Genomic DNA, 24,608 nt, shown 5'->3' with positions numbered 1-24,608 from the left:
CTCCGAGTCAAGTCCCCACCCCTCCACGACGCGCCCTGACGCACGGGTCCGCCCCGCGCCCTGTGAGACGCGGAACGGACCCGTGTGGTCACTTACTTGGCGCACTCAACCTTGTCCGCCGTGGACTTCTGGACCCCCTCCGGCGTCGACCCCGCGGTCGAGGTGAGCGGGACGCCGGCTCCCTTGAAGTCCTTGCCCAGGGTCAGCGTCATCGCCGGCAGTCCCTGGGAGTTCTGCACACTCTTGCCCGGCTTCATCGCGGACCCCGAGAGGCCCATGATGGCGGCGAGCCTGCGAGCCTGGTCCGCCTGGTCGGGCGCGTACTCAAGGGTCGTCTTCGCGAGCACCGCCGGAGCGTTGCCCGCGTTCTCGGACTTGAGCACGCCCTCATCATTCTGCAGCCACGTAAGAGTTTCCTGTGCGCTGCCGGCGACGGCCCCTCCGTTGAGGATCCGCACCCGCACCGCGGAGGCGGCGGACTTGGTGCCCTTGAGCCGGGCGGCCACGGCGGCCTTCTCCTTCGCGGCCTTCTGCTTGACCGCGGTGAAGGAGGTGTCGCTCTTGATCAGGGAGAAGACCTGCGGGGCGGTCGTGTTGTTGAGGACGACCGTCACCGGGGTCTTCTCGGCCGGGTTGTCGACGACCGGCACGGTGGTGAAGGTCAGGTTCTTCGGGTTGAGCTTGCCCAGCTCCAGACCGAGGTCCTTCAGTTTGCTGATGCTGTCGAGGTTGTCGTCGACGGTCAGCGCCTTGGTGCCGGCCTCGGCCAGCTTCAGCATCTTCGTGGGGTTGGTGAGCGTGGAGTTGGACTTCAGCTTCCGCATCAGCGCGCTCAGGAACTGCTGCTGCAGCGTGATCCGGCTCAGGTCACCGCCGAAGCCGACCGAGTGCCGGGTCCGCACGAAGGCCAGCGCCTGCTCGCCCGAGAGGTTGTGCGTGCCCTTGGACAGCTTCAGATGCGAGTCCGAATCGTCGATGTCCTTGGCCAGACAGACCTCGACCCCGCCGACGGCGTCCGTGAGCGTCTTCACGGCGTTGAAGTCGGCCACCATGAAGTCGTCGGGCTGGATCCCGGTCAGCTCGGTGACCGTCCGCACGGTGCAGCTGGGCGTACGCCCGTCCTGCCCGAGGCTGGTGTTGAAGCGGACGCTGGTCGTCCCCGGGATGACCTTCGACGTGCCGTCCGACTGGGTCGTAGGACAGTCCGGGACGTCGGTGATCAGGTCGCGGGGGATGCTGAGCGCGGTCGCGTTCGAGCGGTCCTTGGAGACGTGCAGCAGGATCGTGGTGTCCGCGTGGCCGACGCTGCCGGCGTCGCCGTAGCCCTCGTTGCCCGCGCCGGTGCGTTTGTCGGTGCCGATCACCAGCAGGTTGATGGCCTTGCCCTTGCTGAAGCCACCGGTGCTCGCGCCGTCGTCGGAGACGGCCGTGATGTTGTCGTTGAGGTGCTTGATGTAGAGGTACCCGGCCGCGGAGACGGCGACCAGCACGAAGGCCAGCCCGCCGCCGGTCCACATCAGGACCTTCTTGCCCTTGGCCTTCTTCTTCACCGGCCGGCGTCCGCGCCGGGCCGGTGGCTCCTCGGGCGCGCCGCGCCGTCTGCGCGGCGGCGGCACCTCACGCCCCGGACTCCTCGGGACCGTCTCCCGCTCCGGCGCCGCGACACTGCGGTTCTGCGCAGTGGCTCTGCGGGGCCCCGGCACCGCTGACTGCGGTGTGGAAGGAGTCAGTCGCAGTTCGTATTCACCAGTGTTCGGATTGAGTACCCACTGGTCTGCGGGGTCGATGTCGTCCGCCCGCCCACGGCCTTGCGCGTCCACGGTTTACCGAATCCTCCGTCGGGGCCACGCGGCGCCTTCCCCCTCCAGGCGCTCGGGTCTCGTTCATCCAGTGCGGCAAGCACACCGGATCGCTCACACTATCCGTCCAGTTGAGCGGCAAGTGACTGCGGTGACAAATTCCACGTCCCTACAACCGGTCAATCCGCCCTATTTTTCGGAACAAAAGTTCGTCGACTTGGTGGTCGCCTTACCCGCAGGTGTCCTCGGCGGCGGTGTTCCCACGAAACGTGGGCGCGGGCGAGACCCCTGAACCGGGCGCCGTATTACGGGCGTTTGCGACGGAATCCTGCGGAACCTGCTTCCGCACGGCGACGGTCGCGTCCGCCCGCAGCCGGGCGAACAGCTTTTCGGCCTCGGGCTCCACGAGCTGGTCGCGATTCGCGTTGTAAATGTACGACTCCCTCGGAACGGTGAGGAATTGCACATGTTCGGTGGGGATGTTCCGCAGCCCGCGCACCAGTTCGTACAAACCGCGCAGATTAGCCAGTTCCGGATCGGTGGTCAGCGAAGAGGTGGCCGCATCGAGCACGGGATACAGCTTGACCGGATTGAACAGCACGTCATCGCTCTGCACCTTGTTGACGAGCGCCCCCAGAAACCCCTGCTGACGGTCCATCCGATCGGTGTCACTCCCGTTCCCGAGCGACTTCCGGGCCCGCACATATCCGAGCGCCTGCTCTCCATCGAGGGTGACCTTGCCCGCGGGCAGCCTCAACTTGGCGGCCTTGTCACGGATAGGAGCCTTCAGGCAGACCTCCACCCCGTCCACGGCATCGACCATGTCCTTGAACCCATGGAAGTCCACCACCATGTGATGGTCGATCCGCACGTTCGTCAGCTTCTCCACGGTCCGGATCGTGCACCCCGAACCCCCCACCTGGAACGCGTAGTTGAACATCGCGAACATCGGCTCGGTCCGCGTCCCGTCCGGCCGCAGACAACCCGGCACATCCACCATCAGATCCCGCGGCAACGACACGGCGGTCGCGCTGCGCCGGTCCGCCGCCAGATGCAACAGGATCGTCGTGTCCGACCGCTCGGTCCCCGAGTCCCGCCCGTACTCCGCGTTCCCGTCCCCCGACCGCGAGTCGGACCCGATCAGCAGAATGTTCTGCGCCCCCTTCACGAGGGCGGTCGGCCGCTCCTTCTCATACCGGGCGAGCTCGGCGGCGGCGGCGTTGTCGGGCGTGATGTTCGAGTCGAGCTTGGCGTAGACACCCCATCCGACACCGGCGGCTCCTACGACGACCACTCCCACCCCGGCCCCGACCCACCGCACCCACCGCCGACGCCGCCGCCGTACGAGCCCCGCCCCGGAAGCGGAAGCCCCCGCACCCGGCCCGAGAACGCCTCCCACGGTGTCGTCCAACACGTGCGGTTCCACCCCTCATGGCCGTCGTAAGAGTGTGTGGTCCTGCGTGTGGTTCTGCTCTTACGACCATGGCGTGGATGGGGTGGGGAGGGTGGGCGGTAGGGGGCTATTCGGGTGACGAGACGCCCTTAAGGGGCGCGGGGAACTGCGCGACCAGCCCCAACGCGCCCGCACCCGCCAAACAACCCCCGCCACCCCCTCTCAGAGGCGCGAAACGGTCACCCGCTCACTCTCAACCCGCTTGGCCAAGGCACCCTCACCCAGCTGCTCCAGATTCCGGCACAACACCACAGACCCCCCAGAGGCAAGCGGCGCGTACAACCCCGAGCTCAACCCGTCCCACGTGTCGTACGAGAGCCCGGACAACACCCGAGCCCCGGCATCCCCGTCGGCCCGAGCCCGCTCGACAACCTGCGCCCCGGTCAACTCCACCCCACCCACGACCAGCGCAAGCTCCTCAGGGTCAACGGGAGAGAACGCCACAAACCGATCCCCCTGGCTCGGCACCTCAACGGCATAGTCGACGAACCCGGCCGGAGTCTGCGGAAACCGCCCCCCGAGCGGCCGCAAGGCAAGAGCAACCCGCTCCCCACCGCACGCCCGAGCCACGTCCAACGACTCCGGCCCACTGACAACCACATCGGCCCCGGACGGATCCCCACCCACGTCCGCGACCACCCCCACAGACGAACACGCCAGCAACCACACCGCCGTCTGCCAGTGCGCCGGCAACAACACCGAGACCCGATCACCGGGGCCGGCACCGAGATCCCCCTGGAGGAGGTTCGCGGTCTTGGCCACCCAATTGGCGAAGGTGGCCACGGACAATTCGACACGTTCCCCCGTGGCGTCGTCGTAGAAGGTCACCAGGGGACGGCCGGGATCCGCGGCGAGCGCGGAACGCAGCAGGTCGGCAGGGGTGCGATCGGTGGCGTTCACCCGCGCAAGCGTACGCGGGCGCCCACCGCCGCACGCCCCCGCGTCCGGCGCCGGACCACCGGTTCGGACGAACGGCAGCCGACGGTCCGTCAATTCCCCGATAGACAGATATGTATGACTATGTCCAGGATCAGGGGCATGCGTGGATTCCTTGCTTCCTCGATCGGCGTCACCTGCGCGGCCGCACTGGCCCTCCCGCTCACCCTGCCCGCGGCCGCGGCGCCGGCATCGGCATCGGCGGCGCAGCCAACGAGCGGCGCGAGAACCGCGTCGACGACCGCCGCACCGGACCTCCCCGGCAGCACCCAGTCGCTGCCCCTCACCCCCCGTACCCGCGACCGCATCCTGGGCGCGGCCCCCGAACAGGGCCTCACCCGCGACGACGTGCACCGCTTCTCCCTCGTCGGCGTCACCTGGTCCGACCCCGACACCGAACTGCGCGGCCGGGTCCAGGTCCGCACCCGGGCCACCGCCACGGGCAACTGGTCCGGCTGGCAGGACATCGACACCCACAACGAGGACCACGGCGCCGACCCCGGCACCGCCGAACGCGACTCGGGCCACGTCCACGGCTCCACGGCCCCGCTGTGGGTGGGCGACTCGGACGGAGTGGACGTACGCGTAAGAGCGGACACGGCGGCGACAAGGACCGTAGGAAACACCGACGAACAGCCGTCCCTGCTCCCCACCGGCCTGCACCTGGAACTGGTGGACCCGGGCGCGGGGGAAGCCCCGTCCGCGGGCGCCCGCCCCACGACCACCAACCGCACCGCCACCCCCCGCCTCGCCGCCACCGAGCTCCCGGCGCTGAGCAGGCAGGCCACGGAACGGGAACTGGTCGCCGTGGGCGGCAAGGTGCAGCCGTACATCGGGCCGCGGCCGCGCATCGTCACCCGGCACGGCTGGGGTGCCGACGAGAAGCTGCGGGAGAAGGGGTTCGTGTACACGAAGAAGGTCAAGGCGGCCTTCGTGCACCACACCGCGACCGGCAACAACTACCGCTGCTCGCAAGCTCCTTCAGTCATTCGCGGTATCTACCGCTACCACGTCGAGAGCAGTGGCTGGCGCGACATCGGCTACAACTTCCTCGTCGACAAGTGCGGGACCATCTACGAGGGCCGCGCCGGGGGAGTGGCGAAGCCGGTCATGGGCGCCCACACCCTCGGTTTCAACACCAACAGCATGGGGATCGCGGTCCTCGGGACCTTCAGCAGCGCCAGACCGTCCTCGGCGGCAGTGACCGCCATCGCCAGGCTCACCGCCTGGAAGCTCGGCCTCTACGGGGTCAATCCGCGCGGCAAGACATACCTGAAGTCCGGTGGTGGCAATCTCTACCGAAAAGGAAAGAACGTACGACTCAATGTGATCTCCGGCCATCGGGACGGGTTCGCCACGGACTGCCCAGGACGGCAGCTCTACGGCAAGCTCGGCTCGGCCCGTTCCACGTCGGCCCGGTACCAGGGCCGCTGACCGGGACGGACCGACAGGGGGGCCGGGGAGGGTCTGCGGAACACCTGCGCGGCCGCACAGTGACGCGTGGCTGCGCAGATTCACGGTCTGCATACACTGGCCGGCCGAAAAAACAGTTCGGCCGGTCCCGGCAGGAAGCAGAGACGACAGGTGACAGAAGCGATCCTCCTGGTCGGCGGCAAGGGCACCCGGTTGCGCCCGCTCACGGTGCACACCCCCAAGCCGATGGTCAGGGCGGCGGGGGTGCCGTTCCTCACGCATCAGCTGGCGAGAGCGAGAGCGGCGGGCGTGGACCACATCGTCCTGGCCACTTCCTATCTGGCGGAGGTGTTCGAACCGCACTTCGGTGACGGTTCGTCCCTCGGCCTCCACATCGAGTACGTCACGGAGGACGAGCCCCTCGGCACGGGCGGCGCGATCCGCAACGTGGCCTCGCGTCTCCACTCGGGTCCCGACGACCCGGTCCTGATCTTCAACGGCGACATCCTGACGGGCCTCGACATCAGGGCCCTGGTCCACACCCACGAGACAACGGGCGCGGACGTCTCCCTCCACCTGACGAAGGTCACGGACCCGCGCGCGTACGGCCTGGTCCCCACGGACGACACGGGCCGAGTCCTGGCCTTCCTGGAGAAGCCCCAGACCCCCGAGGAGATCGTCACCGACCAGATCAACGCGGGCGCCTACGTCTTCCGCCGCTCGATCATCGACACGATCCCGGCGGGCCGCCCGGTGTCGGTGGAACGGGAGACGTTTCCTGATCTGCTGGCGGCCGGCGCCCACTTGCAGGGCTTGGTGGACTCGACGTACTGGCTGGACCTGGGCACTCCGGCGGCCTTCGTCCGAGGCTCGGCGGACCTGGTCCTGGGCCGAGCCCCATCTCCCGCGATCCCAGGCCGCTGCGGCGACCGCCTGGTCCTCCCCACGGCCCGTGTGGCCGCCGACGCCAAACTGACGGGCGGCACAGTGGTGGGCGAGGGCGCCTTCGTGGCGGAGGGCGCGAGGGTCTTCGGTTCGACGATCCTGCCGGGCGCGGTCATCGAACCGGGCGCGGTCATCACCGACTCCCTGATCGGCACCCGGGCCCGAGTCGGCGAACGCTCCGTCCTCACCGGCACAGTCATCGGAGACGGCGCGGTCATCGGCGCCGACAACGAACTCCGCGACGGCATGCGGGTGTGGTGCGACGCGCGGATTCCGGCGGGGTCGGTTCGGTTCTCTTCGGACCAGTAGTTCGTGCGGGTGGTCCGGGGGCGCTGTCCAGGGGCTGCGTCCCCGGCCCCCCCGTCGGCCTGAACGGCCTCGTCCTCAAACGCCGGACTGGCTGGCTGTCTCCACCGGCATCACAACTTCCCGATGTCACCCCGTGGCATCTTCGGCGCCCGCCTGGCCGGCGTCCTCCCGCTCAGCAGAATCAACCGCGCCGCCCGGTGCCGCTGCCCCGCATACGGTTCCAGCAACGACAACATCACCGAGTCGTCCGCGTCCCGGTCCCCGGCCAACGCCCACCCCACGATCCCCGGCAGATGCAGATCCCCCACGGTCACCGCATCCGCCGCCCCATGACTCCGCTGCACGGTCTCCGCGGACGTCCACACCCCCACCCCCGGCACCACCTCCAACCGAGCCCGCGCATCCTCCGCGGACATCGCCCCGGCCTGCTCAAGCCGCGCGGCAACCCGTACGGCACGCAGAATCGTCGAGGCCCGCTTGTCGTCGACCCCGGCCCGATGCCACTCCCATGACGGGATCAACGCCCACGCCCGCGGCGTCGGCATCACCCACATCCGCCCGCCGACAGGCCCAGGCGCCGGCACCCCGAACTTCCGTACCAACGACCGCCAGGCCCGATACGCCTCGTCCGTCGTCACCTTCTGCTCCAACACCGACGGAATCAACGACTCCAGCACCAGCCCGGTCCGCGTCAACCGCAACCCCGGCCGCCGATGCTGAGCCACCGCCACCAGTCGATGCCGAGGCACGAACGCCTCAGGTTCGTCAGCGGCGCCGAGCATCTCCGGCAACCGCTCCAACAACCACTCCGCCCCCGGCCCCCAGGCCTCCCCACGCACCGCAGCCCCGTGAGCGGACACCCGCAGGGTCCCCGGCCCGACGGGCGTAAGACTGGCCCGCCACACAGCCCCGTCCGCGTCCACCCGAAACGTGGGATCCCCGGGCCCCCGCCGCAACGGCCCCAGCACCAGCCCCAGATCAAGCACCCCGTTCGGCACCCAGGTCCGAACCCGCCCGGCCTCCAAGCCCTGCCGGGGCACACCCCCAGGCACGACAACGTCCCCACCCCGCACAGTCGTACGAGTGGGCCGAGGAGCAAAACGTCCGGCCACGGTGAGATTCCAGAGGTGATGAGAGGTACCTGAAGAGTGCTAGGAGCCTAGGCGTAAGCGCCCCTTCAGGCGCGGGGCTGTGTTTATTTGCGGCTCCGCCGCGTGGGCGCGACCAGCCACAAACGGCCCGCACCCGCAACCGAGACGAGCCTCGACGGCGAATCACCGCACCTCAATAAACGCCCCGGCATCCCGCTCGGCCCGAGCCGCAGGCGCCGCCGCCGCATGCCCCACAGCCACCGCCCCCATCGGATCCCACCCCGACGGCAACCCCAAGACACCCCGCACAACATCCCGGCAGAACATCGTCGACGAAACCCACGCCGACCCCAACCGCTCCCCGGCGAGCGCCACCAGGAAGTTCTGCACACCCGCCCCCGCCGCCACCACGAACATCTCCCGCTCCGCCCCGTCCCGCCGCACGTCCCCATACGTGTGCGACCCGTCCATGACGAGACACGGCACCACGAGATACGGCGCCCCGCGCAACACGTCCCCGCGCCGCACCCGCTTCGCGATGGACTCCTCGGGCTTCCCGTCCCGCCGCAGATCCTCGATCCACGCGTCCCGCATCGCGTCCAGCAACGCACCCCGCGACTCGGCGGACTCCAGCAGCACGAACCGCCACGGCGTCGTGTGATGCGGCGCCGGCGCGGTCACCGCCGCGGCCACGGCCCGTCGTACGGCACCGGGGTCGACCGGCTCGTCCGTGAAGGCCCGCACCGTACGACGCTGGGTCACCGCCTCCCGTACCGCCTCCGACGTCCCGAGCCGGAACATGTCGTCGCGCCCGCCCCGCACCATGGCCCGCGCGCCCAACTCGTCATCCTCGGGGGTCACGACATGCGGCAGCCCCCGCACCACGGCGACCGGCAGCCCCGCGGCCTTGCCCTTGACGAGATCACCGGCGGCGGCCAGTTCGTCCGCCGTGGCCACGACGGTCGCGCTCAGCGGATTGCCGTACGCGTCCGTGCCCCCGCGCAGATCGTCCAGTACACGCACCCCGGCGGCGCCGATCGCGACGTCCGTGAGCCCCGTGCGCCACGGTCGCCCGAAGGTGTCGGTGACGACGACGCCGACGTCGACGCCGAGCGCGTCCCGCAGCCCGTCGCGGATCGCGCGCGCGGACGCGTCCGGGTCCTCGGGCAGCAACAGCACGGTCCCGGCAGGGGTGTTGGAGGCGTCGACGCCGGCGGCGGCCATGATCAGCCCCTGCCGGTTCTCCACGATCCGCAGGGGCCCGCGCCGCGCGACGACCCGTACGGTCTCGGCGTCGATCGCGGCCTCCCGGTCGGCCGCCTCGACGATCCGCCCCTCCGCCTTGGACACGATCTTCGAGGTGACGAGGAGCACGTCCCCGTCGACGAGCCCGGGCTCGGCCGCGGCGATCAGCTTGGCCAGATCCTCCCCGGCCGCCACCTCGGGCATCCCGGGCACGGCCCAGACCCGGTACCCCTCCACCGGTGCCACGTCGCTCATGCCGCCCGCACCTCCTCCGCCAACGCCAGCGCCTCGCGCGCCATCCGCGCGGTCGCCTTGGTGTCGGTCATCATCAGCGGCACGGCCCGGCAGCGGATCCCGGCCGCCTCGACCTCCGCCACGGCGGCCGCGTCAACGGTGTCGACGAGCCAGCCGTCGAGCAGCCCCGAGCCGTAGTGCTCGGCCACCGCCGTGGCCGTGGACTCCACGCCCACCGCCGCGAGCACCTTGTCGGCCATCCCGCGCACGGGTGCGTCCCCGACGATGGGGGAGAGGCCGACCACGGGCACCCCGGCCTCGGCGATCGCCTCCCGGATGCCGGGCACGGCGAGGATGGTGCCGACGGAGACGACGGGGTTGGACGGCGGGAAGAGGATGACGTCCGCCTCCGCGATCGCCTCCAGGACACCGGGCGCGGGCTTGGCCTGCTCGGCCCCGACCGGTACGACGGCCTCGGCGGCGACCGACGCGCGCAGCCGTACCCAGTACTCCTGGAAGTGGATCACCTTGCGCTCGCCGTCCACCTCGACGGCGACGTGCGTCTCGACGCGGTCGTCCGTCATGGGGATCAGCCGCACCCCGGGCTGCCACCGGTCGCACAGCGCCTCGGTGACCGCGCTCAGCGGGAACCCGGCGCCGATCATCTGCGTCCGCACGATGTGCGTGGCGAAGTCCCGGTCGCCGAGCCCGAACCACTCGGGCCCGACCCCGTACGCCCCGAGCTCCTCCTTGAGGTGGAAGGTCTCGTCGGCCCGACCCCAGCCCTGCTCCTCGTTGATGCCGCCGCCGAGCGTGTACATCACCGTGTCGAGGTCCGGGCAGACCTTCAGCCCGAAGAGGTGGATGTCGTCCCCCGTGTTGCCGATCACCGTGATGTCCGCGTCCGGCACGGCCTGCTTGAGACCGCGCAGGAACCGGGCACCACCGATACCGCCTGCCAGAACCACAATGCGCATGGGCACAAGTCTTGCAGGCGGGTACGACAACGCGGCAGGCAGTCTCAGGCAGTCACGGCATCGACCGGTTCCGACCCGGTGCGCCGCGCGCACGCCGTGTGCATCGGCATCTCGGTCAGGCCCGGGAAGTAGACGTGCAGGCTTATGGCCGGTTCGAGGGTGTCGTTGACGACCTCGTGGACGTACCCCGGCGCGAACACCCGCTGCGCGCCCGCCCCCAACGAGCGCGTGCCCCGCTCGGTGCGCTCGGTCAGCGTGCCGTCCAGGACGGTCAGCACACCGGAGGAGCGGCCGTGGTCGTGCAGCCCGCTGCCCTGTCCGGGCACCCAGGACAGCAGCCACACCTCGTAGCCGGGGCCCGTGCTCAGCCGGTGGTACCAGCGGGTCGTCGCGTCGTACTCGACGAGGTGCTCCCACTGGGCGCGGTCGGCCGCGACGGAGCGCGCCAGGCCGACGAACTCGGCCAGGGTGGCGGGGTGTTCGCGCGGCGGCTGGAGGAGGTGCGGGACTTCGAGGATGTCGCCGGCGATCTGGAGGTCGCTGTCGCTGTTCATGGGGGTGCGGTGGTTCCTCGGCGTAAGAAGTAACGGCGGGGGCTGGGTGTCACCAAACAGACAAGCAAGTGGGGCCGGAGCGCGTGGGGCTCAACAGCCGGAACAGCAACAACAGCTACAGCGAGCGTGGGCAGCACCGAGGGACCCGGCGGTGCGGGTCGAGGTGAGTGCCGAGTTCGCGAACATGCCCACAAGGACAGCGGTTCACACCCGCACTGTCAACTCGACGCCCGGTATGTGGGACATGTTTCACCTCATCCGGTTCATCTCCGAGGTGAAAGGTTTGTTCAGGTGTCTACCGGGACACATGGCGCACAACCGGGCGCACAAACCCCAGTGGAACGAGATCGAACTCCTGAGCGTCCTCCCCCGTACAGGCTCCGTCTCGGGGTAGGAGGCGCTCAGGGGGTCTCCTTTGCTTGTCAAGGTTTATGCCGATTTGAACACTTTCCGCTAGCCCTTGGTTCCGCAGAGTGAATAAGGGGCCCAATAGCAGATCTCGGCTTGACTCGCCCGGAGCAGCACACTTGTAATTTCACTCGTGTCGTTCAGCCGACATCGGTAACGGCGGCCACATCACGGGGACGCGAAAGACAGACGAGGGGCGCACATGACCGAGCTGGTGCAGCAACTGCTGGTCGACGACGCGGACGAGGAACTCGGCTGGCAGGAGCGCGCGCTGTGCGCCCAGACCGACCCCGAGTCCTTCTTCCCCGAGAAGGGCGGCTCCACCCGCGAGGCCAAGAAGGTCTGCCTGGCCTGTGAGGTCCGTTCCGAGTGCCTCGAATACGCCCTCGCCAACGACGAACGCTTCGGCATCTGGGGCGGCCTCTCCGAGCGGGAACGCCGTCGGCTCAAGAAGGCCGCCGTCTGAAGCCGGACGGCACACCTCGGGACATGGCTCGGGGCATACCTCGGGATGTACTGAACGGCCCGTCGCAGCTGGGTTATCCACAGGCGGCGGGCCGTCGTCATGCCCAGCCGATAGTGTGGGCGCTCGTCCGAGACGTACCGCGGTCCCCTCGGGACACGGGCGTCCACCGCAGTCCATCGAACCGGGGCCCGTACCTCGATGTCCGTGCACAGCCACACGGCAGGCCAACACGACGCTGCCACTCCTGAGTTCCCGCGTCACGTGGTGACCGCGGTGCTCGTCTCCCACGACGGCGCCCGCTGGCTGCCCGACGCGCTCGCCGGGCTGCTCGGCCAGGAGCGCCCCGTGCAGAGCGTCATGGCCGCCGACACCGGCAGCGCGGACGACTCCGCCCAGCTGGTCACCGACGCCCTCGGCGCCGACCGCGTGCTCCACCTCGCCCGGCGCACCGGCTTCGGCCAGGCCGTCGAGGAGGCCAACCGCACCGCGCCCCTGCTGACCCCGGACGAGCTGCCGTACCTGAAGCGCCCCAGCGGCTGGGACCCCGTCACGCGCACGTGGCGCGACGACGCCTACGACATGCCCGAACTGCCGTACGGCGAGCCCGTCCAGTGGCTGTGGCTGCTGCACGACGACTCCGCCCCGGAGCCAGACGCCTTGGCACAACTGCTGCGGGTCGTGGACCAGGAGTACGAACTGGGCCGCGACGACGTGGCCGTCGTAGGCCCCAAGCTGCGCGGCTGGTACGACCGGCGGCAGTTGCTGGAGGTCGGCGTCACCATCGCCCACTCCGGCCGCCGCTGGACCGGCCTCGACCGCCGCGAACAGGACCAGGGCCAGCACGACCACGTACGGCCCGTGCTGTCCGTGTCCACCGCCGGCATGCTCGTCCGGCGCGACGTCTTCGACGAACTCGGCGGCTTCGACCGCCGGCTGCCCCTGATGCGCGACGACGTCGACCTGTGCTGGCGCGCCACCGCCGCCGGCCACCGTGTCCTGGTCGCCCCCGAGGCGGTCGTACGGCACGCCGAGGCGGCCTCCCGCGAGCGCCGCGCCGTCGACTGCGCGGGCCGCACCGTCGCCTCCCCGCACAAGGTCGACAAGGCCGGCGCCGTCTACACCCTGCTCGTCAACAGCCGTACGGCCGTGCTGCCCTGGGTCCTCTTCAGGGTCGTCGTCGGCACACTGCTGCGGACCGTCGCCAACCTCGTCGGCAAGGTCCCCGGACAGGCCCTCGACGAGATCCGCGGCCTCCTGGGGACCCTGCTGCGCCCCGAGCGGATCCTCGCCGGACGGCGCAGGCGCGCCGGCGCCCAGATCGACAAGGCCGAACTGCGGCCGCTGTTCCCGCCGCCGGGCGCGACCGTGCGGGCCACCTTCGAACAGGTCGCCGGAAGCTTCGTCGACACCTCCGACCCCGAGATCACCTCCGGAGCCGGCCGGCACGGCGGCGCCGTCGAGTCCGGACCCGGCGGCGACGACGCGGACTTCCTGGAGATCGAGCAGTTCGCGCGCGTGAAGCGCATCGCCCGCAAGCCGGGCCCGGTGCTGTTCCTGGTGCTGCTCCTCGTCTCCCTCGTCGCCTGCCGCGGCCTGCTCGCCAGCGGCGCGCTCACGGGCGGCGCGCTGCTGCCCGCCCCGGGCGACTCCAGTGAGCTGTGGTCACGCTTCCTGGACTCCTGGCACCCGGTGGGCGTCGGCGGCACCCCGTCCGCGCCGCCGTACCTCGCGTTCGTCGCGATGCTCTCCTCGCTGCTCTTCGGCTCGACCGGCCTCGCGGTCACGGTCCTCCTGGTCGCCTCGGTCCCGCTGGCCGGGTTCACCGCCTACTTCGCGTCCCGCCCGCTCGTCGAGTCGCGCCTGCTGCGCGCGTGGACGGCCGTCGTCTACGCCTTCCTGCCCGCCGCCACCGGCGCCCTCGCCGGCGGCCGCATCGGCACCGCAGTACTCGCCATACTGCTCCCGCTGATGGCCCGCGCGGGCATCGCGGCCAGCGGCCTCACCCACGCCTCCGGGGCCCGCGGCAGCTGGCGCGCCACCTGGGCGTACGCCCTGCTCCTGACGGTCACCACGGCCTTCACGCCGATCATCTGGCCCATCACGCTGCTCCTGGGCGTCGCGCTGCTGGCCGTGCGCCGCGGCGACCTCGTCGGCTACGGACCGCGCTTCCTGGCCCAGTACGGCACCCCCCTGCTGATCCTGGCGCCCTGGTCGCTGACCCTGCTCCCGTTCGGCTTCTTCCAGCAGGCAGGCCTGGAGTACGGCTCCGGGGCCGCGTCCCCCCTCGACCTGCTCGGCGCCAGCCCGGGCGGCCCCGGCACGGTCAGTGGCCTGATGCTCATCGGCATCGTCCTGGCCGCGCTCGCCGCCCTGCTGCGCAGTGAGCGTCAGTTCGGAATCTGGACGGCCTGGGGCGTCGCCCTGGTGGGCCTCGTCTTCGCCGTCCTGTCCAACAGCTCCACCTGGGCGGGCCCCGCGACCCTCGTCTACGGCCTGGCCCTCCTCGCCGCCGCCGCGCTCGGCGCCGACGGGGCACGCGCGCGTGTGGCCGAGCAGAGCTTCGGCTGGCGCCAGCCGGTGGCCGTGCTGATCGCCTTCGCCTCGGCCGCGGGCCCGCTGCTCGTCGCCGCCGGCTGGATGATCCGCGGCGCCGACGGCCCCCTGGAGCGCCACGACCCGACCCAGGTGCCCGCGTTCGTCGCCGAGGAGAGCGGCACCCGGGACCAGGCCCGCACCCTCGTCCTCGACAGCGACTCCGCCGCCCACGTCGGCTACATGCTGGTGCGCGGCTCCGGCGCCCGCATGGGCGACGGCGAGTTCGCCGCGGCGGACGGCGAGAACACCAAGCTCGACAAGGTCGTCGCCAACCTCGTCGCCGGCTCCGGCGCCGACCAGGCCGACGAACTCGGCGGCTTCGCCGTGCGCTACGTCCTCGTCCACAAGGGCGCGCCCCGCGAGGTCAGCCGCGTCCTGGACGCCACCCCCGGCCTCAGCAGGCTCAGCCAGGCCGACGGCAGTGCCCTGTGGCAGGTGGACGAGGAGGTCTCCCGCGCGGCGATCGTCACCGGCTCCGCCACCCCGAAGCCCGTCGCCGCCGGACCCGTCGACATCCACACCACGATCCCGTCCGGCGCCACCGGCCGCGTCCTGCGCCTCGCCGACTCGGCCGCCGCCGGCTGGACGGCCACCCTGGACGGCAAACCGCTCACCCGCACCACGGTCGACGGCTGGGCCCAGGGCTTCGAACTCCCCGCCTCCGGCGGCAAGCTGGACGTCACCTACGACGACCCGATCGGGCACACCGCCTGGCTGTGGGCACAGGGCGCGCTCGCCCTCGTCCTCGTCGTGCTCGCCCTCCCGGGCCGCCGCCGTGAGGTCGACGACGACCTCCCCGAGGAGGAGCTGATCCCGGCCCAGGCGGTCGCGGGCGAGGGCCGCAGGGCCCGCCGGCTGCGCGCCCAGGCGGAGGCCGAGACCGCCGACGAGACCGACGAGACCGCGGACACCGGCCAGTTCGACGCCTTCGCCGCGGGTGCCACGCCTCCTCCGGAGGAGGAGGCCGTCGCCGCGATCCCGCAGCAGCAGTCCTACGGCGAGTGGGACGCGGCGAGCTACGCGGGCGCCGAGTACGGCACCTACGGCGGCGAGCAGTACCAGGCAGGCGAGCAGTACCCGGCGGGCACGTACGACCAGTCGTACCAGGCGGACCCCTACCAGGGCGGCCAGTACGACCCGTACGCGTACGGCGGCCAGCCCGCGGCACCGGCGTACGACCCGACGTACGACCAGGGCTACGACCAGAACCAGGGGCAGAACCAGGGCTACGACCCGAACTACGACCCCGCCTACGACCCGACGTACGACCCGGCCCAGCAGCAACAACCGCACGGCGATGAGCGCCCCGACGGGAGCCAGCAGTGAACCGCCCCACCCTGTCCCTCCTCGCCGGCGTGGTCGCGCTCGCCGCCGTCACCGGGTTCGCCGAGATGAAGGCACCGGCCGCGTCCGGCACCGGCACCGCCCAGGCGGCCGCCCGGCTGCCCGTGGAGCGCACCAGCCTGCTCTGCCCGGCGCCCAGCACCTCCGATCTCGCCGACACCTCGTACACGTCCTTCACACCCGTCACTACGGGCGCGGACAGCAGTGGCAAGGCCGAACTCCAGTCCGCCACCGAGGAGTCGGGCGACGGCACGAGCAGCAAGAAGAAGCCCGCCAAGCCCGTCCTGGAGCCGAAGGCCCCCGGCACCCCGGCCACCGGCGACAGCTCCGGAGCCGACGCGCCCGCGCTGCTCGGCACCGCCGAGGGCAAGTACGCGCCCGGCTGGTCCGTCCAGGAGACCACCGAGGTCGCCGCGGGCAACGGCCGCGGCCTCCAGGGCGTCAACTGCACCGCCCCGGACACCGAGTTCTGGTTCCCGGGCGCCAGCACCGCCACCGGCCGCACCGACTACGTGCACCTCACCAACCCGGACGACTCCGCCGCCGTCGTCGACATCGAGCTCTACGGCAAGGACGGCGACCTCAAGTCGACGGTGGGGGAGGGCATCACGGTCGAGCCGCACGCCAGCGAGCCGATCCTGCTGTCCACGCTCACCGACGACCAGGAGACCGACCTGACCGTGCACGTGAGCGTGCGCAGCGGCCGGGTCGGCGCGTCCGTGCAGGCCCTCGACGCCAAGCTCGGCGGTGACTGGCTGGCCGCGTCCACGGACCCGGCCGGCAGCCTGGTGATGCCGGGCATCCCGAAGGACGCCACCTCCGTGCGGCTGATCGCCTTCACGCCGGGCGACTCGGACGCCGACCTGAAGGTGCGGCTGTCGTCACCCACGGGGATGATCACGCCGGCCGGGCACGAGACCGTGCACGTGAAGGCGGGCATGACGACCGCCGTCGACCTGGGCGACGTCACGCGCGGCGACCCGGGCTCCCTGGTCCTGACACCGACCGACCAGTCCGTGCCCATCGTCGCCGCGCTGAAGGTCGTACGGGGCAAGGGCAGCAAGCAGGAGACGGCGTTCATCCCGGCGACCGGCCAGGTCGGCACGCGCGCGACGTCCGCCGACAACAGCGCCAAGGGCTCCACGCTGTCCCTGGTCGCCCCCACCCGCGCCGCGACGGTCAAGGTCACCGCGTCCGCGGGCAGCGGCGGCGGTACGCCCGTCTCGAAGACGTACACGATCAAGGCCGGCACCACCGAGGACGTCGAACTCCCGGTCCCCGCAGGCCTGAAGGGCACGTACGCGCTGACGGTCGAACCGCAGTCGGGCGGCCCGGTGTACGCGGCCCGGACGCTGTCGGCGACCGAGGAGGGCGTACCGGGCTTCACGATCCAGACGCTGCCCGACGACCGGGGAACGGTGTCGGTGCCTCAGACGGACGAGGACCTGTCGGTGCTGCAGAAGAAGTAGGAGTCGGGGGCACGCGTGCGTGGGGAGGGTTTCAGTCCTCCCCGTAGCGCGGATCGACCGTCTCCGGGGTGAGCCCCAGCAGCTCGGCGACCTGCTCCACGACGATCTCGTGGACGAGGGCGGCCCGTTCGTCGCGCCCCTTCGTGCGGATCTCGACCGGGCGCCGGTAGATCACCACGCGCGCGGGCTGCCCCTCGCGGGCGGCGATCGTGCCCCCCAGGGGCACCGACTCGTCGTTCCAGCCCTCGCCCGCACCACCCAGTCGAGGGACTTCGAGGACGAGGAAATCGATCTCGGACAACTGTGGCCAGCGTCGCTCCAGGCGCTCCACGGAGTCCTGCACCAGGTCCGCGAACGCGTCGGCGCGGCTCGCGGCGAGCGGAACCTGGGGCGGCGCGATCGGGCCGCGCATGCCCCGGCCGTGGCGATCGCGGCGGCGGGGCCCGGGGCCGGCGGCGGAGGGCGGTACGGGGGTGTCCATCACTGGTGAAGCGTAGTCCCCGCCGGGTCCGGCCGCCCGACTCCACCCGCCGTCGGGTGCTCCGCACGGCATGTCGCCGGATGACCATTCCGGCCAAGGTTGGGCTCGATTCCGTATGTCTCGAAGACCGTCCCTCTCAAGGCAATTGACGGTGTTTGTGCCGAGTGGTGACCGGGTCCGACCCCGTTCGAGATCTCGGGAAGGGGTGTCCGTGCAGGTCAGCGGCGTGTTGCCGGTGGTGTGTGTGGGGCGTTTCACAGCCCGACACGGTGGGGTGACCTGGGGGAGAGTCGTCGCGGCCCGCTCAAGAGTGCGGTACCGTCCAACGTCGTGAGCCCTGTACGTCGCTGTTCGCGCACCGCTTGCGGCCGCCCCGCCGTCGCGACGCTGACGTACGTCTACGCCGACTCGACCGCGGTCCTCGGCCCGCTCGCCACCTACGCCGAACCCCACTGCTACGACCTGTGTGCCGAGCACTCCGAGCGCCTCACCGCGCCCCGCGGCTGGGAAGTCGTCCGCCTCCTCGACAGCTCCGCTCCGGCCCGCCCGAGCGGCGACGACCTGGAAGCGCTCGCCAACGCCGTGCGCGAGGCGGCCCGCCCTCAGGAGCGCGCGGCAGGCGCCGGCGGCGGAGGCGGGGCCCGCACGGCGGACCCGATGGAGGTCGCACGCCGAGGTCATCTTCGGGTGCTGCGCTCACCGGACAACTGACGGCGCCTGTCCCGGAGTTCGCTCCTGGAGTTTCGTTCAACGATCCTGTCGCTCGGCGAGCCGGTCGTTCAACGATCCGCTCGTTCGGTGATCGAGTCGTTCAACGATCCGCCTGACCCGCGGGCGAGTTGTTCAACGATTCACGCGGCCCCTCACCCAACCACCCTGTGCCGCTCGGGTAGATGCCGCCCTGAGCTGAGGTAACGGTGTGTGGACGGCTCGGTTGCCGCACGTCGCACGGCGGCCCTGGCGGGTAGTTTGAGGCGACCGATGGAACTCTGGAGGGTTGGCCGTGTCTGCTGATCTGTCACAGCTCGTGAAGGCGTACGACGTACGGGGCGTCGTCCCGGACCAGTGGGACGAGTCGTTGGCCGAGCTGTTCGGAGCGGCCTTCGTCCAAGTGACCGGCGCGAGCGCGATCGTGACCGGGCACGACATGCGGCCCTCGTCCCCGGGCCTGTCCGCCGCCTTCGCGCGCGGGGCGGCGGCGCGCGGCGTCGACGTGACCGAGATCGGCCTGTGCTCCACGGACCAGCTGTACTACGCGTCGGGCGCGTTCGACCTCCCCGGCGCCATGTTCACGGCCTCGCACAACCCCGCGAAGTACAACGGCATCAAGATGTGCCGGGCGGGCGCGGCCCCCGTGGGCCAGGACACCGGCCTCGCCGATATCCGCCAACTCGTCGAGTCCTGGCTGGACTCGGGCGCGCCGGAGGTCTCCGGGCCGACGGGAACGATCACCCGGCGGGACACGTTGGAGGACTACGCAGCGCACCTCCGCGGCCTCGTCGACCTGACCTCCATCCGCCCCCTGAAGGTCGTCGTCGACGCGGGCAACGGCATGGGCGGCCACACGGTCCCGACGGTGTTCGCCGGCCTGCCGCTCACGCTGGTCCCGATGTACTTCGAGCTGGACGGCACGTTCCCGAACCACGAGGCCAACCCGCTCGACCCGGCGAACATCGTCGACCTCCAGGCACGCGTCCGCGAGGAGGGCGCCGACCTCGGTATCGCCTTCGACGGCGACGCCGACCGCTGCTTCGTGGTCGACGAGAACGGCGACCCGGTCTCACCGTCCGCGATCACCGCCCTGGTGGCCTCCCGCGAGCTGGCGAGGAACGGCGGCAAGGGCGTGATCATCCACAACCTGATCACCTCCTGGTCGGTCCCCGAGGTCGTCAAGGAGAACGGCGGCACACCGGTACGCACACGCGTGGGCCACTCCTTCATCAAGGCCGAGATGGCGAAGGCCGGCGCGATCTTCGGCGGCGAGCACTCCGCGCACTACTACTTCAAGGACTTCTGGAACGCCGACACGGGCATGCTGGCCGCCCTCCACGTCCTCGCGGCCCTGGGTGGCCAGGACGGCTCCCTCTCCGCCCTCGTGGCCCAGTACGACCGCTACGTGGGCTCCGGCGAGATCAACTCCACGGTCGACGACCAACGGGCCCGCCTCGCGGCGATCCGCACCGCCTACGAGAACCAGACCGACCTCACCCTCGACGAACTCGACGGCCTCACCGTCTCCTCCGCCGACTGGTGGTTCAACGTCCGCCCCTCCAACACGGAACCGCTGCTGCGGCTCAACACGGAGGCACGGGACGAGGCGACGATGACGAAGGTGCGGGACGAGGTGCTGGGGATCATCCGGGGGTGACGGGCGCTTGGGCTGAGGTTCCGCTCGATGCCGGTCGGTAGATCCAGCGCACCCGGCATCTGGGGCCCGGTTCACCGTCCCGCCCACCAGGAGGGGCGCACATCTCCGGCGCCGGTCGGCATTCTCAGCCGGTCCGGTGTCCGAGGCCGAGCGCACCGTTCCAGCCCCCATCCAGAGGGGGTGCGCCTTTGCGGCGCGGGTCGGCATTTTCGGCGTGCCTCACGCCGGAGTCTGCGCTCGCTGTCCCGAACCCCCACGCACTCAGGAGGGGGCCGCACCCTTGCAACGCAGGCTGGCAAGTTCAACCCGTCTGGCGTTGGGGGCCGAGTCAGCTGTCTCGAACCCCCACCCGCCCTGGAGGGGCGCACCTCTCGAACGCAGGCTGGCATTTTCAACCTGTCTGGCGTCGGGGCCGAGTTCAGCGTCCCTAACGCCCACCCAGGAGGGGAGCCGCGCCTCTCCAACGCAGGCCGCCGTTCTCAGTCCGTCCGGCGTTTGAGGACGAGGCCGTTCAGGCCGAAGGGGGGTCTGGGGGCGCAGCCCCCAGGGACGTCGGCCCCAACCCCGGCGAGCCTTCTCGAGCGGCGGTACCCTGACCAGGCACATCCGCCCAAGCGTCGCAGACACCCCCTCGGAGGGACACCTCATGCCGCTCGAAGCCGGCCTCCTGGAGATCCTGGCCTGCCCGGCCTGCCACGCCCCCCTCAAGGAGCAGGACACCGAGCTGATCTGCACCGGCGAGGACTGCGGCCTGGCCTACCCCGTCCGGGACGGCATCCCCGTACTGCTCGTCGACGAGGCCCGCCACCCCGCGTAACCGACGACGACGCGATCGGAGGCCGCCGCCCATGCTCGACGAATCGCTGCTCGACACCCCGGAGGCACTGGCCGAGGCCGACCGCCGAGCCCTGCTCCGCGGTGCTGCCGAAGCCGGTGCCCGGGTGCGCACGGCCGCCCGGCACGCCGCCGAGGCCGGGGTTCACGACCTGAAACCGGACGGCCGCCCCCGCGCCATCCTGATCGCCGGCCCCGGCGCCGCCGCCACCTGCGTCGCCGACCTGCTCGGCACCCTCGCCGGCGCCGGCAGCCCCGTCACCCGCCTCGCGCCCACCGGCGTCGCCCCCGCGGCCGGCGCCCTGCGCTGGGAACTCCCGGGCTGGGCGGGCTCCGTGGACCTCCTGCTGATCACCACCCCGGACGGCACCGAACCCGGCCTGTCCCTCCTCGCCGAGCAGGCCTACCGGCGCGGCTGCACCGTCGTAGCCGTAGCACCGACCCGCAGCCCGCTCACCGAGGCGGTGGACGGCGCCCACGGCCTCTTCGTACCGATGGCGACGGCACCGTACGAACACGACGAGCCGTTGGCCGCCTCCGCCCCCGGAGTGCTCTGGGCGCTGCTCACCCCGCTGCTCGCGATCCTGGACCGCACCGGCCTGCTCAGCGCGCCGCCTGAGGCGCTGGAGAAGGTCGCCGACCGGCTCGACCAGGTTGCCGAGCGCTGCGGGCCCGCCGTCGCGACATACAGCAATCCAGCGAAGACCCTGGCCTCCGAACTCGCCGACTCGCTCCCGGTGATCTGGACGGAGGGCACGTCCGCAGGCCCGGCGGGCCGTCGATTCGCCGCCGCGCTCGCCGAGTTGGCCGGTCGCCCCGCGCTCGTCTCCGAACTCCCCGAGGCGCTCGCCGAGCACAACGCGCTGCTGGCCGGCCCGCTCGCCGCCAGCGCCGACCCCGACGACTTCTTCCGCGACCGTGTCGACGAGGCACCCGCGCTGCACGCACGCGTGGTGCTGCTTCGGGACCGCCCGATCGGCGGTCTCACGGCGGCGCCCACCGCCCGTGACCTGGCCCTCAGCCACGACACGCCGATCAGCGAGCTGGAGCCCGAGGAGGGCGGCGAGTTGGAGACCCTCGCGGAGCTGATCGCCATGACGGATTTCGCCGCCGTTTACCTGGCGCTCGCCTCGGGCGCCTGATCTTGTCGTCGAAGCCCTGAGCCGCCGTACACCGTCGTACGGGGCGCGAAGCCACGTCGTACCCAGGTCGTCCTCGGGTCGTACGCAGAGAGAACCGGTAGAGAGCCACATGGACCGCCTCGACAACACCATCCGCCCCTACGCCTGGGGCTCCCCCACCGCCATCCCCAAGCTGCTCGGCGTCGAGCCGACCGGCGAGCCGCAGGCGGAGATGTGGATGGGCGCGCACCCGGGCGCACCCTCGCGCACCGCGCGCGGGACGCTCGTCGAGGTCATCGAGGCAGCTCCGGAGCGGGAGTTGGGGGAGAAGGCGGTGGCCAAGTTCGGCCCGCGACTGCCCTTCCTGCTGAAGATCCTCGCCGCCGGCGCCCCCCTCTCCCTCCAGGTGCACCCCAACCTGGAGCAGGCCAAGGAGGGTTACGCCGACGAGGAGCGCCGGGGCATCCCCGTGGACGCCCCGCACCGCAACTACAAGGACGCCAACCACAAGCCCGAACTGATCTGCGCGCTCACGGAGTTCGACGGCCTGTGCGGCTTCCGCGACCCGCTGCACGCCGCCGACCTGCTCGCAGGCCTCGGCGTCGACTCCCTGAAGCCGTACGTCGACCTCCTGCACGCACACCCCGAGGAAGCCGCCCTGCGCGAGGTCCTCACGGCGATCCTCACCGCCGACCCCGAGGAGACGCGCCACACGGTCACCGCGGCGGCGACCGCCTGCACGCGCCTGGGCGGCGACTACGCCCCCTACGCCCACATCGCCCACCACTACCCGGGCGACCCCGGCGTCATCGCGGCCATGCTCCTCAACTACGTCCGACTCCAGCCCGGCGAGGCCCTGTTCCTCGGCGCGGGCATCCCGCACGCCTACCTCAACGGCCTCGGCGTCGAGATCATGGCCAACTCCGACAACGTCCTGCGCTGCGGCCTCACCCCCAAGCACGTCGACGTCCCCGAACTCCTGCGCATCGTCCGCTTCGAGGCGAGCGACCCCGGAGTGCTGCGCCCCGAGGCGTCCCCCGACGGGGAGGAGGTCTACGAGACCCCCATCGACGAGTTCCGGCTGTCCCGGTACGTCCTCCCGGAGGGCACCGGCGCCCACGACCTCACCCTCGGCACCCCGCAGATCCTGCTCTGCACGGCCGGTGCGGTGAAGGCGGGCGAGTTCGAACTGGCGCCCGGCCAGTCGGTCTTCGTCCCGGCGGGAGACACGGCGGAGGTGTCCGGAGTCGGCACGGTCTTCCGGGCCACTGTGATCGTATGACCGGGCCTGTGGATACCTGACGAGCCGTCGCCGGGCAGGGCTGCAAGAATGGCCCACCGGCAAAGGACGGGCAAAGACGACCGGACAGCCGCTCAGGGCAGACGTCCGGGGCAGACGTACGAAGGCGAAGGGACACCGCGAACACATGAGCGCGTCAGGCGGCACCAGGGCGATCGTGGCGGCACTCGGCGCCAACCTCGCGATCGCGGTATCGAAGTTCGTGGCGTTCGCCTTCAGCGGCTCGTCCTCGATGCTCGCCGAGGGCGTCCACTCGCTCGCGGACTCCGGCAACCAGGCCCTGCTGCTCATCGGGGGCAAGAAGGCCCAGCGCGAGGCCACCCCGCAACACCCCTTCGGCTACGGCCGCGAGCGGTACATCTACGCCTTCCTCGTCTCGATCGTCCTCTTCTCGGTCGGCGGCATGTTCGCCGTCTACGAGGGCTACGAGAAGATCAGGCACCCGCACGAACTGGAGCACTGGTACTGGCCGGTGGGCGTCCTGGTGTTCGCGATCATCGCCGAGGGCTTCTCGTTCCGTACGGCCATCAAGGAGTCGAACGAACTGCGCGGCACGCACTCCTGGTCGCAGTTCATCCGCCGCGCCAAGGCCCCCGAGCTGCCCGTAGTCCTCCTGGAGGACTTCGGCGCGCTCATCGGCCTGGTCCTCGCTCTCGGCGGCGTCGGCATGGCCCTGCTCACCGGCGACGGCGTCTGGGACGGCATCGGCACGCTCTGCATCGGCATCCTGCTCATCCTGATCGCGCTGGTCCTCGCCGCCGAGACCAAGTCCCTGTTGCTCGGCGAGTCCGCCGGCATCGAGGACGTCAAGAAGATCGAGACCGCGATCGTCGACGGCCACACGGTCACCGGCATCATCCACATGCGCACGCTCCACCTCGGCCCCGAGGAACTGCTCGTCGCCGCCAAGATCGCCGTCCAGCACGACGACACGGCCACCGAGGTCGCCACCGCGATCAACGCCGCCGAGTCCCGCATCCGCGAAGCCGTCCCGATCGCCCGCGTCATCTACCTCGAACCCGACATCTACAGCGAGTCCGAAGCCACCAAGGGCCCCGACCGCGAAGCCACCCCCGGAGGCCCGGCCCAGCACCCCGCCGAACACTGAGCCCCTCCGCCGCTACGGCAACAGGGCCGCCAAGACGTCCGACGAGCCCCGCTGCCCCAGCAACTAGGCCGTTTCTGATGGCTCTTGGACGGTGTCACGGAGCCAGATGACGATCGCGGTGACGGTCAGGGTGCCGTTGAAGATGTAGTCACGTTTGT

At 71.0% G+C, this 24,608-nt stretch carries 19 protein-coding genes; 11 read left to right on the top strand and 8 right to left on the bottom strand.

The window, feature by feature from the left end:
• Positions 1 to 92: 92 nt before the first annotated feature.
• From ACGFY9_RS04355 to ACGFY9_RS04345, 3 genes are all read right to left on the bottom strand, one after another.
• The gene (locus tag ACGFY9_RS04355) at positions 93 to 1,820 is read right to left on the bottom strand and encodes an LCP family protein (protein ID WP_393751833.1); all 1,728 of its coding nucleotides are present in this window, start codon (positions 1,818 to 1,820) and stop codon (positions 93 to 95) included.
• A gap of 208 nt (positions 1,821 to 2,028) precedes the next feature.
• Positions 2,029 to 3,210, bottom strand: a complete 1,182-nt coding sequence (locus ACGFY9_RS04350; RefSeq protein WP_393752834.1) for an LCP family protein — start codon at positions 3,208 to 3,210, stop codon at positions 2,029 to 2,031.
• A 204-nt stretch (positions 3,211 to 3,414) separates the two neighbouring features.
• Positions 3,415 to 4,152, bottom strand: a complete 738-nt coding sequence (locus ACGFY9_RS04345) for a TIGR03089 family protein (protein WP_393751831.1) — start codon at positions 4,150 to 4,152, stop codon at positions 3,415 to 3,417.
• A 138-nt stretch (positions 4,153 to 4,290) separates the two neighbouring features.
• On the opposite strand from ACGFY9_RS04345, the gene ACGFY9_RS04340 reads away from it, so the two are divergent.
• A complete protein-coding gene (locus tag ACGFY9_RS04340) occupies positions 4,291 to 5,622 on the top strand; it encodes a peptidoglycan recognition protein (protein ID WP_393751829.1) in 1,332 nt (443 codons plus the stop codon).
• A gap of 150 nt (positions 5,623 to 5,772) precedes the next feature.
• Entirely contained in the window at positions 5,773 to 6,855 is a 1,083-nt protein-coding gene (locus ACGFY9_RS04335) for a sugar phosphate nucleotidyltransferase (protein WP_393751827.1), read from the top strand.
• A gap of 110 nt (positions 6,856 to 6,965) precedes the next feature.
• On the opposite strand, the gene ACGFY9_RS04330 is transcribed toward ACGFY9_RS04335, so the two are convergent.
• The 4 genes from ACGFY9_RS04330 to ACGFY9_RS04315 all read right to left on the bottom strand — a co-directional run bounded on the left by ACGFY9_RS04330 (position 6,966) and on the right by ACGFY9_RS04315 (position 10,956).
• Entirely contained in the window at positions 6,966 to 7,967 is a 1,002-nt protein-coding gene (locus ACGFY9_RS04330) for a DNA-3-methyladenine glycosylase family protein (RefSeq protein ID WP_393751825.1), read from the bottom strand.
• Between the two features lie 162 nt (positions 7,968 to 8,129).
• Positions 8,130 to 9,446 carry a coenzyme F420-0:L-glutamate ligase gene (locus tag ACGFY9_RS04325; RefSeq protein ID WP_393751824.1) on the bottom strand — a complete coding sequence of 439 codons (1,317 nt, stop codon included), beginning with the start codon at positions 9,444 to 9,446 and terminating at the stop codon, positions 8,130 to 8,132.
• Entirely contained in the window at positions 9,443 to 10,402 is a 960-nt protein-coding gene (cofD, locus tag ACGFY9_RS04320; RefSeq protein WP_393751822.1) for a 2-phospho-L-lactate transferase, read from the bottom strand. The genes ACGFY9_RS04325 and cofD overlap by 4 nt, the downstream gene beginning before the upstream one ends.
• 44 nt (positions 10,403 to 10,446) lie before the next feature.
• Positions 10,447 to 10,956, bottom strand: coding sequence for a cysteine dioxygenase (locus tag ACGFY9_RS04315; RefSeq protein WP_393751820.1), 510 nt, complete (start codon positions 10,954 to 10,956; stop codon positions 10,447 to 10,449).
• Between the two features lie 610 nt (positions 10,957 to 11,566).
• Here ACGFY9_RS04315 and ACGFY9_RS04310 point away from each other — a divergent pair.
• From ACGFY9_RS04310 to ACGFY9_RS04300, 3 genes are all read left to right on the top strand, one after another.
• Positions 11,567 to 11,830, top strand: a complete 264-nt coding sequence (locus ACGFY9_RS04310; protein ID WP_003975777.1) for a WhiB family transcriptional regulator — start codon at positions 11,567 to 11,569, stop codon at positions 11,828 to 11,830.
• A gap of 198 nt (positions 11,831 to 12,028) precedes the next feature.
• Positions 12,029 to 15,751 carry a glycosyltransferase gene (locus ACGFY9_RS04305; protein ID WP_393751818.1) on the top strand — a complete coding sequence of 1,241 codons (3,723 nt, stop codon included), beginning with the start codon at positions 12,029 to 12,031 and terminating at the stop codon, positions 15,749 to 15,751.
• The gene (locus tag ACGFY9_RS04300) at positions 15,748 to 17,238 is read left to right on the top strand and encodes a DUF5719 family protein (protein WP_393751816.1); all 1,491 of its coding nucleotides are present in this window, start codon (positions 15,748 to 15,750) and stop codon (positions 17,236 to 17,238) included. Before ACGFY9_RS04305 ends, ACGFY9_RS04300 begins: the two co-directional genes overlap by 4 nt.
• A 31-nt stretch (positions 17,239 to 17,269) precedes the next feature.
• On the opposite strand, the gene ACGFY9_RS04295 is transcribed toward ACGFY9_RS04300, so the two are convergent.
• Positions 17,270 to 17,719, bottom strand: coding sequence for a metallopeptidase family protein (locus ACGFY9_RS04295; protein ID WP_366498950.1), 450 nt, complete (start codon positions 17,717 to 17,719; stop codon positions 17,270 to 17,272).
• A gap of 279 nt (positions 17,720 to 17,998) precedes the next feature.
• On the opposite strand from ACGFY9_RS04295, the gene ACGFY9_RS04290 reads away from it, so the two are divergent.
• From ACGFY9_RS04290 to ACGFY9_RS04265, 6 genes are all read left to right on the top strand, one after another.
• Positions 17,999 to 18,430 carry a DUF3499 domain-containing protein gene (locus ACGFY9_RS04290; RefSeq protein WP_078532602.1) on the top strand — a complete coding sequence of 144 codons (432 nt, stop codon included), beginning with the start codon at positions 17,999 to 18,001 and terminating at the stop codon, positions 18,428 to 18,430.
• A 292-nt stretch (positions 18,431 to 18,722) separates the two neighbouring features.
• Entirely contained in the window at positions 18,723 to 20,087 is a 1,365-nt protein-coding gene (locus ACGFY9_RS04285; RefSeq protein WP_393751814.1) for a phosphomannomutase/phosphoglucomutase, read from the top strand.
• A gap of 646 nt (positions 20,088 to 20,733) precedes the next feature.
• Positions 20,734 to 20,904, top strand: coding sequence for a Trm112 family protein (locus tag ACGFY9_RS04280; RefSeq protein ID WP_019072213.1), 171 nt, complete (start codon positions 20,734 to 20,736; stop codon positions 20,902 to 20,904).
• A gap of 31 nt (positions 20,905 to 20,935) precedes the next feature.
• Positions 20,936 to 22,063, top strand: coding sequence for an SIS domain-containing protein (locus ACGFY9_RS04275; protein WP_393751812.1), 1,128 nt, complete (start codon positions 20,936 to 20,938; stop codon positions 22,061 to 22,063).
• A gap of 109 nt (positions 22,064 to 22,172) precedes the next feature.
• Complete coding sequence (gene manA, locus ACGFY9_RS04270) at positions 22,173 to 23,324, top strand: mannose-6-phosphate isomerase, class I (protein ID WP_393751810.1); 1,152 nt, start codon at positions 22,173 to 22,175, stop codon at positions 23,322 to 23,324.
• A gap of 145 nt (positions 23,325 to 23,469) precedes the next feature.
• Positions 23,470 to 24,450 (top strand): cation diffusion facilitator family transporter, encoded by a 981-nt coding sequence (locus ACGFY9_RS04265; RefSeq protein ID WP_393751808.1) that lies wholly within the window; start codon positions 23,470 to 23,472, stop codon positions 24,448 to 24,450.
• Positions 24,451 to 24,608 lie beyond the last annotated feature (158 nt).

This window comes from Streptomyces sp. NPDC048504 (assembly GCF_043200035.1).
GTDB lineage: Bacteria > Actinomycetota > Actinomycetes > Streptomycetales > Streptomycetaceae > Streptomyces.
This window is presented reverse-complemented; position numbering and strand designations above follow the sequence as displayed.

What these genes read in the sequence shown, in the direction of transcription:
- ACGFY9_RS04265 (WP_393751808.1), top strand. Translation starts at nt 23,470, where the DNA reads ATGAGCGCGTCAGGCGGCACCAGGGCGATCGTGGCGGCACTCGGCGCC.
- ACGFY9_RS04315 (WP_393751820.1), bottom strand. Translation starts at nt 10,956, where the DNA reads ATGAACAGCGACAGCGACCTCCAGATCGCCGGCGACATCCTCGAAGTC.
- ACGFY9_RS04295 (WP_366498950.1), bottom strand. Translation starts at nt 17,719, where the DNA reads ATGGACACCCCCGTACCGCCCTCCGCCGCCGGCCCCGGGCCCCGCCGC.
- manA (WP_393751810.1), top strand. Translation starts at nt 22,173, where the DNA reads ATGGACCGCCTCGACAACACCATCCGCCCCTACGCCTGGGGCTCCCCC.
- ACGFY9_RS04325 (WP_393751824.1), bottom strand. Translation starts at nt 9,446, where the DNA reads ATGAGCGACGTGGCACCGGTGGAGGGGTACCGGGTCTGGGCCGTGCCC.
- ACGFY9_RS04275 (WP_393751812.1), top strand. Translation starts at nt 20,936, where the DNA reads ATGCTCGACGAATCGCTGCTCGACACCCCGGAGGCACTGGCCGAGGCC.
- ACGFY9_RS04340 (WP_393751829.1), top strand. Translation starts at nt 4,291, where the DNA reads ATGCGTGGATTCCTTGCTTCCTCGATCGGCGTCACCTGCGCGGCCGCA.
- ACGFY9_RS04305 (WP_393751818.1), top strand. Translation starts at nt 12,029, where the DNA reads ATGTCCGTGCACAGCCACACGGCAGGCCAACACGACGCTGCCACTCCT.
- cofD (WP_393751822.1), bottom strand. Translation starts at nt 10,402, where the DNA reads ATGCGCATTGTGGTTCTGGCAGGCGGTATCGGTGGTGCCCGGTTCCTG.
- ACGFY9_RS04310 (WP_003975777.1), top strand. Translation starts at nt 11,567, where the DNA reads ATGACCGAGCTGGTGCAGCAACTGCTGGTCGACGACGCGGACGAGGAA.
- ACGFY9_RS04280 (WP_019072213.1), top strand. Translation starts at nt 20,734, where the DNA reads ATGCCGCTCGAAGCCGGCCTCCTGGAGATCCTGGCCTGCCCGGCCTGC.